Here is a 15,131-nt window from a genome sequence, read left to right on the forward strand (position 1 = left end):
TTTTGGACGCCGATTGACAAACCGGCTCTTTCTTCAGCCGCCTGATCTCCTCGGCCTCGTCGTTACCCCTTGGCGTTTGACGCGGCAAACGTCTTCTTCCATTCGTAAAGCGAACGCTGGCTGACGCCCAGCCGCTGCGAAACCTCCGCAACCGGATAGCCCCGCTCCGTGATCTGACGCACCGCGTCGCGCTTGAAATCATCGCTGAAATTCGATTTGCTTATGATGCTCTTCTTGCCCCAAAATTAGGGAAGAAGGCGTCTGCAAATCTAGGGGCTATTCAGAGTTCGACCTCTGGGCCTATGCCAACAACGTCACCCTGGATTTCTCACGGCCTGGCAAACCGACCGACAATGGCTTCATCGAGGCCTTCAGCAGCAAGTTGCAAGCAGAGTGCCTGAACGCCCATTGGTTCCTGACAATTGCAGATTCCCGCGAAAAGTTGGAGACTTGGCGTCGATACTATAACCAGGAGCGTCCTCACTCGGCAATCGGATATAACGTGCCGATTGCCCTGCACAATTCCGGTGGCGCAGCGAGCCCGTCATCGTGATCAGGGCCGGAAAACTCCAGCTCCCGGCGGTCCAAGGTTCGGTCTCAGAGCAGAAAACCCAAGAATCTCCCGAAAACTGGAGGGAAGATGGGGCTCAGGTCGAGAGCTTCCCAGTGCTTGTGAAGGGAAATTGTGAAAGGTGCTGCTCAATTTTCTCAGCAATTCTTATAGAGGCGGCTTGATGATCTCGCGTATCGATCGAGTACTCATTGCGATAAATGTACCAAAATCTTTCAAGTTGATGTCTCGATAGCCTTGTTTTTCCAGCGGTGAAAAATCGAGCGAAGTCACCCAGTTCCCTGCATATGAAGCACGCAGCCATATAGTCCGATCGTCCAAACACGTAGACAGGCTTGTCATGCAGGAGTGCTTCCGAACCTACACCAGAATTAATTACACAGACGGCCTCTGCATTAGAAATCAGCTTGTGGATACTGCTGGTAGACACTGTGACGTTAGGCAGCTTCCTTACCCTATTCAAATAGTGTGAAACCTCCGGGGAAGTGCACATCGGGTGCCGCTTTATCACAAGCGCAAGCCCTGCTGTCTGGGCGGTTGCCAACACTTCGTCGAGCATTTGAAACTGGCTCAAGAATGATATGCTACTCACAGCATCGCCGAGTACTTGAGTGGCAACAAAAATGTATTTATCCGGCAGGCTATGTGCCGCGTCTACAGGGGGTTGAGCATACTTTGATATGTTGCCTCCAATAACTCGACGCCTTTCACTCTCAAAGAAGGCACTTGCCTCTTGCGATGATACGGTGCTGAGATCGATAACGTTTTCTGCCGAGCGTTGAGAGAAACAGGACCAACCTGCATATCCCTTATTATCGAAGCTGAATAACGAAGGTCTATCGGCCTCCTTGAAGTGAAGACCGAAATTTGAGTCAGAAATAGTGTGATAAGAGAAAAATGGACGACCTAAGCGTATATGTCCATGCGTTTTAATCCTTCCATGAACGGCGTATTCAATTCCTTTATCATCAAGAAATTTTATTATTTGACCAAAAATAAATCGTAATTCTCTTCGAAATCCATTGTAGTCAATACTGTTATTTCGGAAAGCGGCGGCAGAAAATATAACGACGGGGAGCTCGGAGTTCTCACTGGAGCCGTTAGCTCGCATATAAATGTGATCACGCGCTTTCGATACGGCGTGAAGATAAGCTGAGGCTTCATCTTTTATGCCGACAACGTGAGACAGCAATGTCTGTGCCTTTGATCTTTTCACGAGGAAAGCTTGCCTCAGAAAGGCTTCAGCTCCTTCAATATCGAATAGCGTTAGTTTTGCTGTTACGACGTCTGCCATATACCTTATGGATAGTTTTTCATCGTTCGTAACTCGCATGAGATCCGCAATGATGCGCCCGACAGCCGATGCGAAAAGATCTTCGCGCTCCACACTTTCAGCAGCCGCAGCGATTGCGATTAGGAACTTGAAATCAATGTGCTCCGGTTCGGCCCGAAAGAAAGCCATTCCGTCAGTGGCCAGTGAGGCGTTGTCATGGAGTTGAAGGAGGGCGGATCGTCCCGCTCCAACGGTATGCGTTGAAACGCCAGCTTGTAGCGATAGCTTACTGCGAACTCTAAGAGCTTGTACTGGATCATCAACCAGACGCGATTCAGCCGCGTGTACAAGCGCATAATTACCTTCCGAAAGCGTTCCAGCTTTTAGAAGTTCTGATACCCGGCGGGCCTTGCCGATGTTAATAATGCGGGAAATATATTTGGTGATTGCTGTAGTGGGTGGATTTGAGTGACGCGCAAAGGCAATAAGAATATCCTCAGCAGCCGCTAAATTTCCCTTACTGTACTCCAAAAACAGACGGGCTTCCAATATCTCTTGTGAGAAACTCGATCTTGGAAAAATTCTCAAAATACATGACGATAACGAAAGGCCGAGGCCGAACAGATGAAGGTATCTGCCGGATTTTGCAAGTTTCTTAAGGTGGTCAATCACCATGTAAAATAGCCTCAGTCGTATTGCACTATGCTGTCGCGATTAAATTTATCCTGCATTTCTATCTAAATAGTCACCTGTTAATTCATGGTGCAGGGCTTTCCGGAATTTCTATTGGCGGGAAAAGTAAGATGCATCTTTCTGCCAGTGAAGCAGGTATTAAGTAAACACTCAACGACGCCGATTCTGAGTAAGTTATCAAAATGCACAACGCTGAAAGGTCGAAAAATCTTGTTCGTGACGGTCAGGGTTGAAATGCTGTGCCGGCTGATCAAGCCGAGCGCGCACATCACCAGCGTCGTCGGCTTTACCCTATTCGGATTGCGCGTTATCACGAAATCGGGTTCGGCGTGGTCGCATATCAGATTGTGAGTGATGCCGGCGCAGCCATCGCGCTTCTGGGCGAGTATTATGATGGCATTCGACATCAAGGTGCTGAGCGCGTTTGGCAGTATATTTTCGCCAGAATACATTTTATTTTTGACGATCGATAGTTGAGTCAGCGTATAGTTTGTTGATGCTAAGCTGTGTTGGTGGGCCTCGTTCTCCATCCGAAGCAGGAAAATCATAATGTCCTCCCGTACCGAGGAAAAATACTTGCCATAGGTGAAGGAGATCTAGAGAATTTGGAAGAAGCGCGTATAATTGATAGTGCATGGAAGATCGGAGGTCTCGCGAATCCAAAATATGGCGAAAAACAACCTCATCCCGCGCGATCATTCCAGGATCGCCATCGTTCGCTTCAAGAATATGGGCGAAGAAGGACGGTGTGTCAGCGTATGTTAGAGTGGCCGCGGTCTTCGCGTCGATATGACCGGACTTGCGGATACCTGTCACGATAACGCGCCCGCTGATGCCGCCGGTGAGGTGCGACGCCTCGCAGAAGGCATCGTAAAGTCCGGCCTGGAGCGCTCCCGTAAGCGCGACAAGTTCTGTATTCTCTGTCTCAGACATACGGATCGAGGGAATGATAGCACCATCGCTTTCAAGTACGAGATCTCCCTCCACCATGAGTCCCTATTTCGGTGTTTTTGCGGTCGCGTGTCTTGGATAGATCAGTTGGATAAAAAAAGACAGTTTTTTGAGGTGTGACCTTACCCCGTTGTAACCCGAGCCCCTGATGTTCCTCCAAATTTTGGTAAAGTCCGTCACAGCGAAGAGACGAGCGTGAAGCATTCACGGTTCACGGACGAACAGATCATCGGGATTTTGAAGGGAGAGGAAAACGGCCTGAAGACGGCTGCGGTCTGCCGCAAGCACGGTATATCGGGCGCGACCTTCTGCAAATACAAGGCGAAGTTTGGCGGCACTGAGGTTTCCGATGCCAGCAAGCTGGAGGCTCTGGAAGATGAGAACGCCAAGCTGAGGAAGCTGTTAGCCGAGACCATGCTGGATAATGCGGTTTTGAAGGACGTCGCCGCAAAAATTGTGACGCCCGATGTGAAGCGAGATGCTGTAGCTCATGTCTGCGAGACGCATGGTGTGAGCCAGCGTCGGGTGTGCGAAGTTCTCTGCATTGATCGGTCGAGCTGCGATACCGCAGCATTCGGCGCGATGACAGGCATATCCGTGAGGCTATGAGGATGGTCGCGTCCGAGCGCCGTCGGTTCGGTTATCGGCGCATTCACGTCATGCTGGATCGGCAGTGGGTCGTCATGAACTTGAAGAAACCCCGACGTCTCTATCGTGAAGAGAAGCTGACTGTGTGCAAACGTGGCGGTCGCAAGCCCGCCTTGGGAACGCGACGGCCATTTGCATTGCCGCCGTGTCCCAATGAGCGCTGGAGCCTCGACTTCGTCAGTGACGCTTTCACGGATGGTCGTCGCTTTCGGGTCTTGGCTGTCGTTGACGGCTTCACCCGCGAATGCCTGGCGCTGGTCGTCGACAGATCGCTCTCAGGTTCGCTGGCTTACACGGGAACTGGATGCGATTCACCGCTTGCGCGGAAAGCCACGGATCGTTGTTTCTGACAACGGCATGGAGATGACGAGCATGGCCGTTCTCAAGTGGTGCCAAGGTACGCGCGTCGAATGGCACTACATCGCACTAGGTAAACCGATTTCGTGGAAAGCTTCAATGGCAGGTTCCGGGATGAATGCCTTAACGAAACCCTGTTCTCATCGCCGGCACAAGCGCGGACAGACATCACCGAATGGAAGGAGGACTACAACCGAAAGACCACACTCCCCACTGGGCAATATCACGCCCAATGAGTTCGCATTGAAAATCGCTCTGGAAAAACAGGCGGCATAAGGCGAGAGTGAAAACCCAAGACTCTCCCGAAAACTGGAGGGAACAAGGGGCTCAGGTCACTTTGATCAGCGAGTCCTGACCCTAGGTGCTATTCACCGGCCGTCCAACGGAGAGGCTCAGAGCACAGCAAGAGCCTAAAATGTCATTTCGCTCCGAACCGCGACAGACTCCACTTGGGACGAGTTGTTTTGTTTCGCAGAATTTCCGTAATGACCTCATCATAAATCCGACGTATTGAGCGGGAATCCGAATGACCCAGCCTGACAGTTGCCTCGTCGAAGAAGGAAGTTCGGCCGGGCCTCCCATATTGCTCTTGCAGAAACCGGATTTGCGGAGAGTATCGACGATTGATCTCGACGATTTCGTCAGATGTTAGTATTGAGTATCTTTCCTTGGATGTAAGGCGCTCGGTTGCCCGGCGCAGATTTTCGTGATCGCTTTGCGGGGCAAATTCACGCATCAACCTCGCCATCATGAGTGCGTTGGGATCGGGTGTCTCATTTGCCTTAGCCGGGAATACAAAGCCGTCTGGCAAAATGCCGCAGAATGACAGGAAATCTGTAATGGCATCGCCTCCAACCAACTGGCTACGCTCATAGGCTCGCACCGTCACGTCGCCGAAGGTTTTCACAAATCTCGGGAGCCGCTCTTGGAAATTCAATCCTTCACTTACGGATGGCGAGTTAAGGAATTTGTCAAGAGTGACTGCTCCCGTGCCAGACTTCAACCCTTGCAAATACCACGATTCCAGAAATTCGGCCGGACGCCGGGCATACAGTACGACTTTGAATGAATAATCCGCAAGAATATCTCTGATGCCCAGCAAATCCACCCGCTTGTTTACGAATGCATGGTGCCAAAACCCTTCGTCACAAATCATCAGTGACTTGCCTGTTGCCTTTTCAGATCTTAGTATTTCTTGAAGTTGCTGAGGCGTTCTGGTATATTGACATATTGGCCAAAGGCCCGTGTCGGCGTAAATTTTTTCTTTGTTCTCAGCCATGAATTTTTGGATGCTGGTTGTCCCAACCTTCATCGTGCCGATGTGGATAACCGCGATCTTACTGTTTCGATAATCCATTCTTTCGCCTCTTTCTCATATTGTTCGCCACGCTTTGACCGTTGCATCATCCAGTAGGAATAGTGATTCACACTTGGTTTACAATTCGGTCCAGGCAAATCAGAACTGACGTCATGAAGACAGAATTAGCTTCATGCCTATGACCGCTAGCACAGCAGCAAGCATGGGACGAATGAAACGGTCAGACGCAGACGTGGCAAGGAGGCTGCCGACGATGATGCCTGGTATGGAACCAGCCAGGAGCGACGTGAGTAGGCTCCAGTCGACTCCTCCCATGGCCCAATACCCAATTCCGCCAATCAATGCCAGTGGAACCGCATGCGCGATATCGGAGCCGACTATATCCGTTAGCCGCAGCCGCGGATAAAGGATCAGCATCATGGTAGCGCCGAGCGCGCCTGCGCCAACCGAGGTCAGCGTTACAAGTACGCCAATGATGAAACCGACCGCTACCGTCGGCCAGGGATAGTGCTGAGGCGAGATGTTCGCGTGCGGCGGCTTTCCCCACCGTTCCACGGACAGCAAAAGCTGCTTCTGGAAAATTAGTAGAACGGAAGTTAGGACAAGCATGAAACCTAGGGCGGCTACAATTAGGTTGGCCGCCCCGCCGCTTGGTTTTCCGATGCTGGAAATCAGGAATATGGTCAGAAGTGCCCCTGGGATACTACCTGTCGCCAAAAGACGGACAATCGTCCAGTTCACAGTTTGTTTACGTGCATGTACGACCGTTCCAACGAGTTTCGTGATCGCTGCATAAAGAAGGTCAGTGCCAACAGCTGCAATCGGATGAATGCCAAAAAATAGCACGAGGATCGGGGTCATAAGAGAGCCACCGCCTACTCCGGTTATACCAACAAAGGCGCCGACAAAGAGGCCCAATAGCGAATATTGCCAGTCAATCAAGAGCTTCGTTGACCCTAAAGCGGTTTTGAAAAATGGCCCCAGCAGATAAAATGCGGGTTAGCAAAGGCAACGTCATCGGGCTGATCGACCTTTCCATAACAGAATAATGATCCATCTGTCTTAAGTGTTACTCCGCCGGCTGCTCGCAACACTGCGTCGCCAGCTGCCGTATCCCACTCCATGGTTCGGCCAAAGCGGGGATATACATCTGCCTCGCCCTCAGCAACGAGACAAAACTTCAGGGAAGAGCCGACGGACTTGTGATCCTCGATGCCCTGTTTCTTGAGAAACGCAATGGTTTCGGGGGTACTGTGCGAGCGGCTCGCCACCGCCGTCAGCCTGTCGCCCCTAGACCGGCATTTAATCGGTTGCCGATCGATAAGGACACCTTCTTGAGATACGACAAGCTTTTCAGCTTTGGTCCCAGCTCCTACATAAGCTACGCCCCGCGCAGGGGCAAAAACGATCCCCGCCACCGGCACCCCTTTTTCGATAAGTGCTATATTGACAGTAAAGTCAGAGCGCCGATTGATGAACTCCTTCGTACCATCGAGCGGATCTACCAGAATGAAGGTATTTTCGGAGAGCCTCGGTACGTGGCCAGCGGACACTTCCTCTTCCCCGACAACGGGAATATCGGGAAACCGTGTTCGCAATTCCTTTAAGATCAATGCTTCGGCTCTCTCGTCCGCCTCTGTTACCGGTGTCTTGTCGGCTTTGGTGGTTATCGCGATCTCACTGTGGTATACTTCCATGATCACACGACCAGCGGCGAACGCGATCTGCTCAAAACTTTCGAGGAAGGTCACGTCAATTCTCGCCTCTTCTTTTCAGGAAGTCGAAAATTCTCCCAGCCAGCTCCTGTGGGTCATGACCGATTGTGGGCAAATGGATTTCCGGGTTCTCGGGCGGTTCGTACGGGGAGCTGATACCCGTAAAATTCGCAATCTGCCCGATCTTCGCCTTGCGATAAAGTCCCTTCGGATCACGCTTCTCGCATTCCTCGATTGGGGTATCAACAAAGATTTCGACAAGTTCACCATCATCCATCATATCACGTGCAAGACGACGCTCGGAGCGGAACGGTGAAATGAGGGAAACCAGCACGATCAGACCCGCATCGGCCATCAACTTTGCAACTTCAGCCACCCGCCGGATGTTCTCAACCCGGTCTTCTGGAGTGAAGCCTAGATCGCGGTTAAGCCCATGCCTTATATTGTCGCCGTCCAGCATGTAAGTGTGCTTGCCGCTGGCGTGAAGTTGCTTTTCCAGACTGTTAGCGATCGTCGATTTGCCCGAACCTGATAATCCAGTGAACCAAAGAACGGCTGGTTTCTGATGCTTCAGTAACGCGCGAGCCTTTTTGTCGACCTCCAGTGTCTGCCAATGCACATTTTCGGCCCGCCGCAACGCAAAGTCGATCATGCCCGCCCCTAGCGTCGCATTCGTGTAGCGGTCGATGATGATGAAATTTCCGGTGGCGCGGTTCTGCTTATATGGATCGAAGGCGATTGGGGACTGCAGAGAGATATTACACACCCCTACACCATTCATAGAAAGCGACTTTACAGCTTCCTGGGCGAAGGTATTGACGTCGATCTCATATTTCAGTGCCGTCACCGAGCAGTTCACACTATCCGTTTCGGTGCGAAGAATGTAGCTGCGTCCCGGAATAAGTGGATTGACGTCAAACCAGATAACATGGGCCTGCAATTGATCGGCGACACTTGGCCTATCCAAGAGCGAAACCAGCATATTTCCGCGCGAAACCTCTACCTGGTCTTCAAGAACGATAGTAACCGCCTGCCCCTCTACCGCTTCAGTGAGCTTGCCACCGCGCGTGACAATTTCCTTGACCCTCGAAACCTGCTGAGACTTCGCAACCATAACTTCTTCGCCAACCGCAATCCGACCGGAGGCAACCTGCCCGGCAAAGCCGCGGAAATTGAGGTTCGGCCTGCTGACATATTGGACGGGAAAGCGGAGCGGTCTGCTAAGCGCATAGGTCTCGATCGACACAGTCTCAAGGTGCTCCAAAAGGGTGGGGCCCTTGTACCAAAGCATATTCTCGGAACGAGTGGTGATGTTATCGCCAAAGCGAGCCGATATTGGGACAGGAACAATCGTATCGAAACCGAGATCTTTTGCGAAAACCATATAGTTAGCGACGATGTCATCGAAGGTTGCCTGATCGTAGGCGATCAAATCGATCTTGTTCACCGCCAGAACGATGTGGCGTATTCCGAGCAAGGAAGCGATGAAGGAGTGCCGCCGTGTCTGGCGTAATATACCTTGGCGGCTATCGACCAAAACCACGGCGAGGTCCGCAGTGGAGGCGCCTGTCGCCATGTTACGAGTATATTCCTCGTGGCCAGGCGTATCCGCAACGATGAACTTTCGCTTCTCCGTCGCGAAGAAACGATAAGCGACATCTATGGTGATGCCCTGCTCGCGTTCGGCCTCCAAACCGTCAACCAGCAACGCGAAATCGATATTTTCACCGGCTGTACCGTGCTTTCTGCTGTCGCTTTCAAGCGCCTCAAGCTGGTCCTCGAATATCAGCTTTGTATCATATAGGAGGCGACCAATGAGCGTCGATTTTCCATCATCGACAGAGCCGCAGGTTAAGAAGCGAAGCATCGACTTGCGCTCTTGGGCGTTCAAATAGGCGGCGACATCGCCAGCCGAGACGCTTGCGGATTCTCGCGTCATCAGAAATATCCCTCGCGCTTTTTCTTCTCCATTGAACCAGCCTCATCCTTGTCGATCATGCGACCTTGACGCTCCGAAGTGCGGGCAGTGAGCATTTCCGCCAGAATCTTCTCCATCGTGTCGGCGTCGGATTCAACGGCTCCAGTCAAAGGATAACAACCAAGGGTACGGAAACGTACCAGGCGCTTCGCGACCGTCTCGCCTGCCTCCAGTTCCATGCGATCATCATCCACCATTATCAGCATGCCATCCCGCTCGACGACTGGGCGCTCCTTGGCAAAATAAAGCGGAACGATTGGGATGCTTTCCTTCAGGATATATTGCCAGATATCCAGTTCTGTCCAATTCGAAAGCGGGAATACACGAATGGTTTCGCCGTTATTGACCCGGGTATTGTATGTGCGCCACATCTCCGGTCGCTGGTTCTTTGGATCCCAAGTATGTTTGGCGGTACGAAAAGAGAATATCCGCTCCTTGGCTCGCGACTTCTCTTCATCACGACGGGCGCCTCCGAAAGCTGCATCGAACCGATACTTATCGAGCGCTTGACGAAGACCCAATGTCTTCATCACATGGGTGTGATAGTTGGAACCATGCCGGAACGGATTTATGTTTTCTGCAATTCCGTCCGGATTGACGTGAAGGAGCAAGTCGAAGCTAAGGTCTTTTGCAATCTGGTCACGGAAAGCGATCATTTCCTTGAATTTCCACGTCGTATCGATGTGCAGAAACGGAAATGGGGGTTTTGCCGGATAAAACGCCTTCAGCGCGAGATGCAGCATGACAGACGAATCTTTGCCGATGGAGTAGAGCATCACCGGATTCGAGAAATTTGCCGCCACTTCCCGAAATATATGTATCGCCTCGGCTTCGAGCCTATCCAAATGAGAAAGATGCATTCCGAAAATGTCCTCTAAAGAATGGCTAGCCGGACATAAGGGGCCGGGGCCGTGACCTATCCTGCCGCGGGGCTTCATTCAAAAAATCAAACCAGATGTCAAGCATCAAAGTTGGTCGTGCTCTAACTTCAACCGTCAGATGTGGAGCCGCGCCTGCAATCCTTCCACCGACGCCTTCAACGAGGTTTGGCCCGGCGCTCGTCGCTGCTAGTCTGACGGTCAGGTCACCGCCGACACGTCATTGCTCGCAGCTTTTCAGTTATTGAGTTTAAGGACGCCGCCTCCTATATTGGCGAACAAGGAGACATCACGATGTCCTGCCAGATTATTCATTCTCGTCGGTTCGTCGGATTGCGACCGCAAGGCAACCTCTCCATCGCCGAAATTGGCTACAGGCGACAGGCAGGAGCTTCATGTTCCTCATAAACGCGGGGAACAGAGGTTGAGGTGTCGTTTCAACTTGATCTCAAGACTCGGCCCTCAACTTTGAGCTTTTTCTCCGACATCGGCCACATAATTTGAGATTTGACCATGACGCAAGGGACGAACGGCTCCCCCGAATGATCTTCAAAAGCCATGACGATTACATCAGGTTGTGTCTAATTTCACAACCGCTCTCCGCGCCGTTGCGCGTCTGCACGCGTCACTTTAGGGGTCAAATGTTGTCGGACTCGACTAATTCCTACGTTTAGGTAGCAAACGACGTAAGAGTTCTTAAGGAGTCGGATACCGAATTGACTAAACAGCAGAATTTTCCAGGGCCAACTTATCAACAAGTAGCGGCCCGCATGCCGTTACCAGCGCCGTCATTTCTTCGGCGCGTGACCGAGTTCGTGCCGGTATATGACTATCTGGCTGCGCAAATTGGCTTCGCGAGCCGGTTCGACCGGGCAGTTAAGCGAGTTGCTATGCGAGGGGGCGGAGCTCTATCGCCCGTGCAATGCCGCTTCTATTTTCGCGACACACTCCTTCTGATGATTGACCCAAAAACTGTGAATCAACGGCTGCATGACCACCTCTTCGATGGAGAGCGCGTGCGTTGGATCGGTCAGTATTTTGTAGATGGTAGCGATTGGAAGCCTATTACTCGCCCCCTCCACGGCTCACGTTCTCATTCCGAGATTGTCGAGCTTTCCCAATTCGGCCGGGATTTTCGCCGAGGCCCCCGGTACCTTCATTACGTCGATAAAATCAAGCGCGGCGACATGTTGAAACGTAACCGCGTCGAGATTGATACGATAGAAAAATTGGACAGCTATTTCGAATATTACCTTGCTCTCATCAAAAGCATCGAGACTAAGGGCATTGTGCATCACTCCATTTTTGGGTTGTTTAATCACACCGGCCGTGGACACAGATGGACACGCTCTTTTTGGCAAGACCTTGCAGAGCGCCCTATCGGCGTCGCGATTAATGCGGACGGTCGGCTCGTACGGCATAGCAGCGGGAAACATCGCATGGCGGCGGCTCTAGCTCTCGGCGTCAATCGCATTCCTGTTGAAATCCGCCTGGTTCATGCCCGTTGGCTCTCACGACAATCTGAACGTCTTACTCTTCCTCCCGCTGAAGCGATGCTAGCGACTCTCAAACAAGCCGAAGTCAGCGACTGGCAGACAATTGCTTTCCATGACTGACATTTGAAGGTCGCATCGTCGCCCTCGCGTAAAGCCAGCTTGCGGCAGTCCATGGCGCGCACCTCTCGGCTCAGCGTTTGTTCACTCACCGAGGCACGGAATTCGTCCCGCAGCCATTGGGCCAGATCGCCCATACGCCAACGCACGACGCCATCGAGATAGAGTGTCGGCCCGCGCTCCATGGCATATGCTAGGGCAGCCCGCTGGTGCTAGCTCAAACGGGACCGTGCAAGGGTGAACCTATCGCAAACCTCCCGTTTGCACTATCGATTCAGATTCATCTCGTCTTGCAAAAGCCATGCGCCAATTTCAACGAGACGCTGTGTAAGCATGATATGATGGCATTGGGATTGCTACCGTCCCCGCGCGGTAGTGCTCTTGCCAGCCACGGGAAATATTGGTTGTCTGCATATTCCACGGTAGAATGGAGTATGCATGGATCGTCGTTCCTTCCTGCGTGTCGGTGCGCTCATTGCTGGCGACACGGGTGCGGCCCACTTAACCCAATCCGACCCGGCGTTGAAGGTTCAGTTTGACGGCGTATCGCAGACCCTGCCCCCGTCTGACGGCGTCAGCCTGCTCGGCTGGAATTCGGACAACCAACTCGTCAACCGGCAGGCAGAGGGGGCTTCGCTTGCGGAGGCGCGGGCTGCAGCGGAAATCGCGATTGCTGCGGCGAACGGCAAATTCGAGTTCGACACCCGTGCGGCGGCGGTCGCTGCCGATATTCCTTCGTCGGTGCACGGTATCACGCTCCGCGGATGGCTCGCTATCGGTGACGGGCGCGCCGGGCTCTACATCGACGCGCCAAACGGGAGCACGGACACCTTCCTCTCAGCCGATGGTCGCGTCTGGTATGGCGCGGTGCCACAAGCGATGCGCAGGTTTGCCGATATCACAGCACTGGCGATGGCGACGGTGGCGCAGGACATGATCCTCGTGGCTGGCATGGTTATGCAGCCGGACGTGAATGGACCTTTTCCTGACGCCGCCGGCCGGAAATTCGCGCCTGCCCTCCACGTGACACCGAGGATGTTCGGTGCGGCCGGCGACGGCGTGGCTGATGACCGGGCGGCCGTGCAAGCGGCATGGAGCTACGCGGCACGCGCCAAAATCCCGTGCAGAATGGAGGGTTTGGAATATAACTGCTCCGAGGCAATATGCTGGGATAGCGACCTAACTGTTTATGGCCAGGGCGCAATCTTGTATCCGACTGCCTGGCCGGCCTCGGGTGGCTTTGTGAACAACGTCTGGATGCCACCAGAGCCGGAGATTCGGCGGATCGTGAGCAACGTCTACATCAGTGATGTCATCCTAGACGGCAGTAAACTGCCGGAGCCGGCCGCCAAGCAGAACGCCAACCTCTTCGGCGGTGCACGCGGACTTTCGAATGCGCGCTTCGTGCGTTGCGTCGGACGCAAGATGCGCGACGGCACAGGCAATGGGACCGGCGGCGGCGCCTTCGGTGTTGAACTTGGCGCCACCAATGTCGTCTATGAGGATTGTGTGGCGGAGGACTGTTTCCGCGCTATCCGCGTTGGTGGCCAGTCCGGCGATTGGGGCGGGCCAACCAACGCCCTGAAACGGTCTATCGGCATCGTCATGAAAAATTTCACGGCCAGGCGTTGCGGCTGCGCCATCTTCGCGCACGCAGTCGGCTCTCCGACGAATGATCGCAATGTCAGCAATATCGGCGTTTTCGATGTTGTGTGGGATGGCGGGTATGTCGAGGATTGCGGCCACTATCCTTGGGGTGAATTCGACTTCGCTGCCAACCCCAATATCCCCCCGCAAAAGACCGGCGTATTCGTGTTTGCCTACGCGCGCAATATTGCGATTCGCGACGTTCGTGTCAAAATCAACGATGACCTGACGACACGGGCGGACTGGCTTGGGCGTTCCGGCTACCCGGTGGCCGGAACAAATTACATTGGCGCGGGAAAGGCCGGCCACATCGGCGCTCTCATCTGGGGACACGGACGAAACGTTACGATGTCCAATATCACGCTCGACGGTAACGTGGACGCGATTTTCCAATGCGCCCGCGCTATCACCTTTGGCGACGTTGCAACGGTGCCGCCGACCAATGGTATGGGCTCCGTCCAACAGGTTCTGTTCGACGAAATCCGCCAAGTCAGGGGCGGACACGACTATGTTTTCGATGGCCAAGCCGGTTTGAGCAACCGCAAAATGGGCGTACAGATCATGCGTTTGCTGCGCCACACCGCGCCGAATCTTGGCGTCGTTGGGCCGAATGGCACGGCCGGCCTCACCAATGTGCGCATCCAAGATGTACGTGCTGGCGGGATAAAGGTCGAGGGCACCGTTGCGGAATTCCTTGCCTTCGGCAACACCATGCCAGGTACCGGTGTCGGCGATAACGTCAGTTTCGGGTCACAGGCATGGGGGGGGGGCTATCATGCAAAGGGCGGCCGTTATGGTACGTCCTATGATCCAGCGGCCAATATCTGGCGCTTTTCGTCGCCGTCTTCGGCGGCGGAGGCACGACTTGCATTCTATACACGTGGCGGACTTGTCGGGAGCATAGCAACGACAAATACAAGCACTGCCTACAATACGACCTCCGACGAGACGCGGAAGGACTTCATCGGCCCGCTCTCTTCCGAAAGGGCGATCGAGATCATTCGGCAGGATCCTGTCCGGGAGTTCACCTGGAAAGAAGGCGGCGGCTATGCCGTTGGTTGGGGCGCGCAGACATCCTACCAGGTGTCGCATGATCTCGCGACGCCGGGCGGCTGGGTGGATCCCTTAACAGGGGAAGCAGTGACGGAAGGGCATGTATGCTGGGTCAATCCGCAGACGCATGAAGCGGTCGCGGAGGGCTGGTCCAGCTATGGGTCGGAGCATGAGATGTTGCTGGAAGAGTTCGGCGTGGCGCTGAGCGCGGGGCAGAGGGGCGTCGCTAGCACGCTGCAGACGGAGATAAACGCAATCGAGGCTAACGCTCCTCTGCTGACGGCGCAGCGAGTTGCGGCCGTTTATGTCCCGTGGAGCGTAGATCAAGCTAAGCGCACGCCCTACCTTTGGGCGGCTGTGTCAGGGCTAGTCGACCGGTTGGATGCCCTTCAGGCCGAGATTGCGGACCTGCGCAGCCGAATCCCGTGATGGCCAA

General features: G+C 53.6%; 9 protein-coding genes and 4 pseudogenes. 4 read left to right on the forward strand and 9 right to left on the reverse strand.

Translation table 11 applies throughout. From position 1 onward, the window contains the following. Positions 1 to 227 (reverse strand): annotated as a pseudogene (locus GR138_RS29830) (transposase); the annotation flags it as partial. Positions 228 to 253: 26 nt separating this feature from the next. On the opposite strand from GR138_RS29830, the pseudogene GR138_RS29835 reads away from it, so the two are divergent. Continuing rightward, a pseudogene (locus GR138_RS29835) lies at positions 254 to 553 on the forward strand (integrase core domain-containing protein); the annotation flags it as partial. 94 nt (positions 554 to 647) lie between these two features. Here GR138_RS29835 and GR138_RS29840 read toward each other — a convergent pair. Together GR138_RS29840 and GR138_RS29845 are read right to left on the reverse strand one after the other, a co-directional pair. Next, the gene (locus tag GR138_RS29840; RefSeq protein WP_160862902.1) at positions 648 to 2,519 is read right to left on the reverse strand and encodes a capsular polysaccharide export protein, LipB/KpsS family; all 1,872 of its coding nucleotides are present in this window, start codon (positions 2,517 to 2,519) and stop codon (positions 648 to 650) included. Between the two features lie 77 nt (positions 2,520 to 2,596). Then, positions 2,597 to 3,085 (reverse strand): CBS domain-containing protein, encoded by a 489-nt coding sequence (locus tag GR138_RS29845; protein ID WP_160862903.1) that lies wholly within the window; start codon positions 3,083 to 3,085, stop codon positions 2,597 to 2,599. A gap of 598 nt (positions 3,086 to 3,683) precedes the next feature. Here GR138_RS29845 and GR138_RS29850 point away from each other — a divergent pair. Next, positions 3,684 to 4,769 (forward strand): annotated as a pseudogene (locus tag GR138_RS29850) (IS3 family transposase). Positions 4,770 to 4,911: 142 nt separating this feature from the next. On the opposite strand, the gene GR138_RS29855 reads toward GR138_RS29850, so the two are convergent. From GR138_RS29855 to cysD, 5 genes are all read right to left on the reverse strand, one after another. After that, entirely contained in the window at positions 4,912 to 5,850 is a 939-nt protein-coding gene (locus GR138_RS29855; protein WP_160862904.1) for a hypothetical protein, read from the reverse strand. A gap of 111 nt (positions 5,851 to 5,961) precedes the next feature. Next, positions 5,962 to 6,753: a sulfite exporter TauE/SafE family protein gene (locus GR138_RS29860; RefSeq protein ID WP_202402921.1), complete on the reverse strand. Its 792-nt coding sequence runs from the start codon at positions 6,751 to 6,753 to the stop codon at positions 5,962 to 5,964. 14 nt (positions 6,754 to 6,767) lie between these two features. After that, positions 6,768 to 7,562 (reverse strand): 3'(2'),5'-bisphosphate nucleotidase CysQ, encoded by a 795-nt coding sequence (gene cysQ, locus GR138_RS29865; protein WP_160862905.1) that lies wholly within the window; start codon positions 7,560 to 7,562, stop codon positions 6,768 to 6,770. A gap of 1 nt (position 7,563) precedes the next feature. Then, on the reverse strand, positions 7,564 to 9,465 hold the full coding sequence (cysN, locus tag GR138_RS29870; protein WP_160862906.1) for a sulfate adenylyltransferase subunit CysN: 1,902 nt from the start codon (positions 9,463 to 9,465) through the stop codon (positions 7,564 to 7,566). After that, entirely contained in the window at positions 9,465 to 10,364 is a 900-nt protein-coding gene (cysD, locus tag GR138_RS29875) for a sulfate adenylyltransferase subunit CysD (RefSeq protein WP_160862907.1), read from the reverse strand. Before cysD ends, cysN begins: the two co-directional genes overlap by 1 nt. A 734-nt stretch (positions 10,365 to 11,098) precedes the next feature. Here cysD and GR138_RS29880 point away from each other — a divergent pair. Then, on the forward strand, positions 11,099 to 11,998 hold the full coding sequence (locus GR138_RS29880) for a hypothetical protein (RefSeq protein WP_160862908.1): 900 nt from the start codon (positions 11,099 to 11,101) through the stop codon (positions 11,996 to 11,998). A gap of 53 nt (positions 11,999 to 12,051) precedes the next feature. On the opposite strand, the pseudogene GR138_RS31025 reads toward GR138_RS29880, so the two are convergent. Then, positions 12,052 to 12,180, reverse strand: a pseudogene (locus GR138_RS31025) (winged helix-turn-helix domain-containing protein); the annotation flags it as partial. Between the two features lie 253 nt (positions 12,181 to 12,433). Between GR138_RS31025 and GR138_RS29885 the strand changes: the two are divergent. After that, positions 12,434 to 15,124: a hypothetical protein gene (locus GR138_RS29885; RefSeq protein WP_160862909.1), complete on the forward strand. Its 2,691-nt coding sequence runs from the start codon at positions 12,434 to 12,436 to the stop codon at positions 15,122 to 15,124. Positions 15,125 to 15,131: the final 7 nt, after the last annotated feature.

The organism is Shinella kummerowiae (genome assembly GCF_009827055.1).
GTDB classification, from domain to species: Bacteria; Pseudomonadota; Alphaproteobacteria; order Rhizobiales; family Rhizobiaceae; genus Shinella; species Shinella kummerowiae.

Bases quoted from the DNA above. Each gene is read 5' to 3' on its own strand.
- GR138_RS29855 (WP_160862904.1), bottom strand. From the start codon at position 5,850: ATGGATTATCGAAACAGTAAGATCGCGGTTATCCACATCGGCACGATG.
- GR138_RS29845 (WP_160862903.1), bottom strand. From the start codon at position 3,085: ATGATTTTCCTGCTTCGGATGGAGAACGAGGCCCACCAACACAGCTTA.
- cysN (WP_160862906.1), bottom strand. From the start codon at position 9,465: ATGACGCGAGAATCCGCAAGCGTCTCGGCTGGCGATGTCGCCGCCTAT.
- GR138_RS29840 (WP_160862902.1), bottom strand. From the start codon at position 2,519: ATGGTGATTGACCACCTTAAGAAACTTGCAAAATCCGGCAGATACCTT.
- cysD (WP_160862907.1), bottom strand. From the start codon at position 10,364: ATGCATCTTTCTCATTTGGATAGGCTCGAAGCCGAGGCGATACATATA.
- GR138_RS29885 (WP_160862909.1), top strand. From the start codon at position 12,434: ATGGATCGTCGTTCCTTCCTGCGTGTCGGTGCGCTCATTGCTGGCGAC.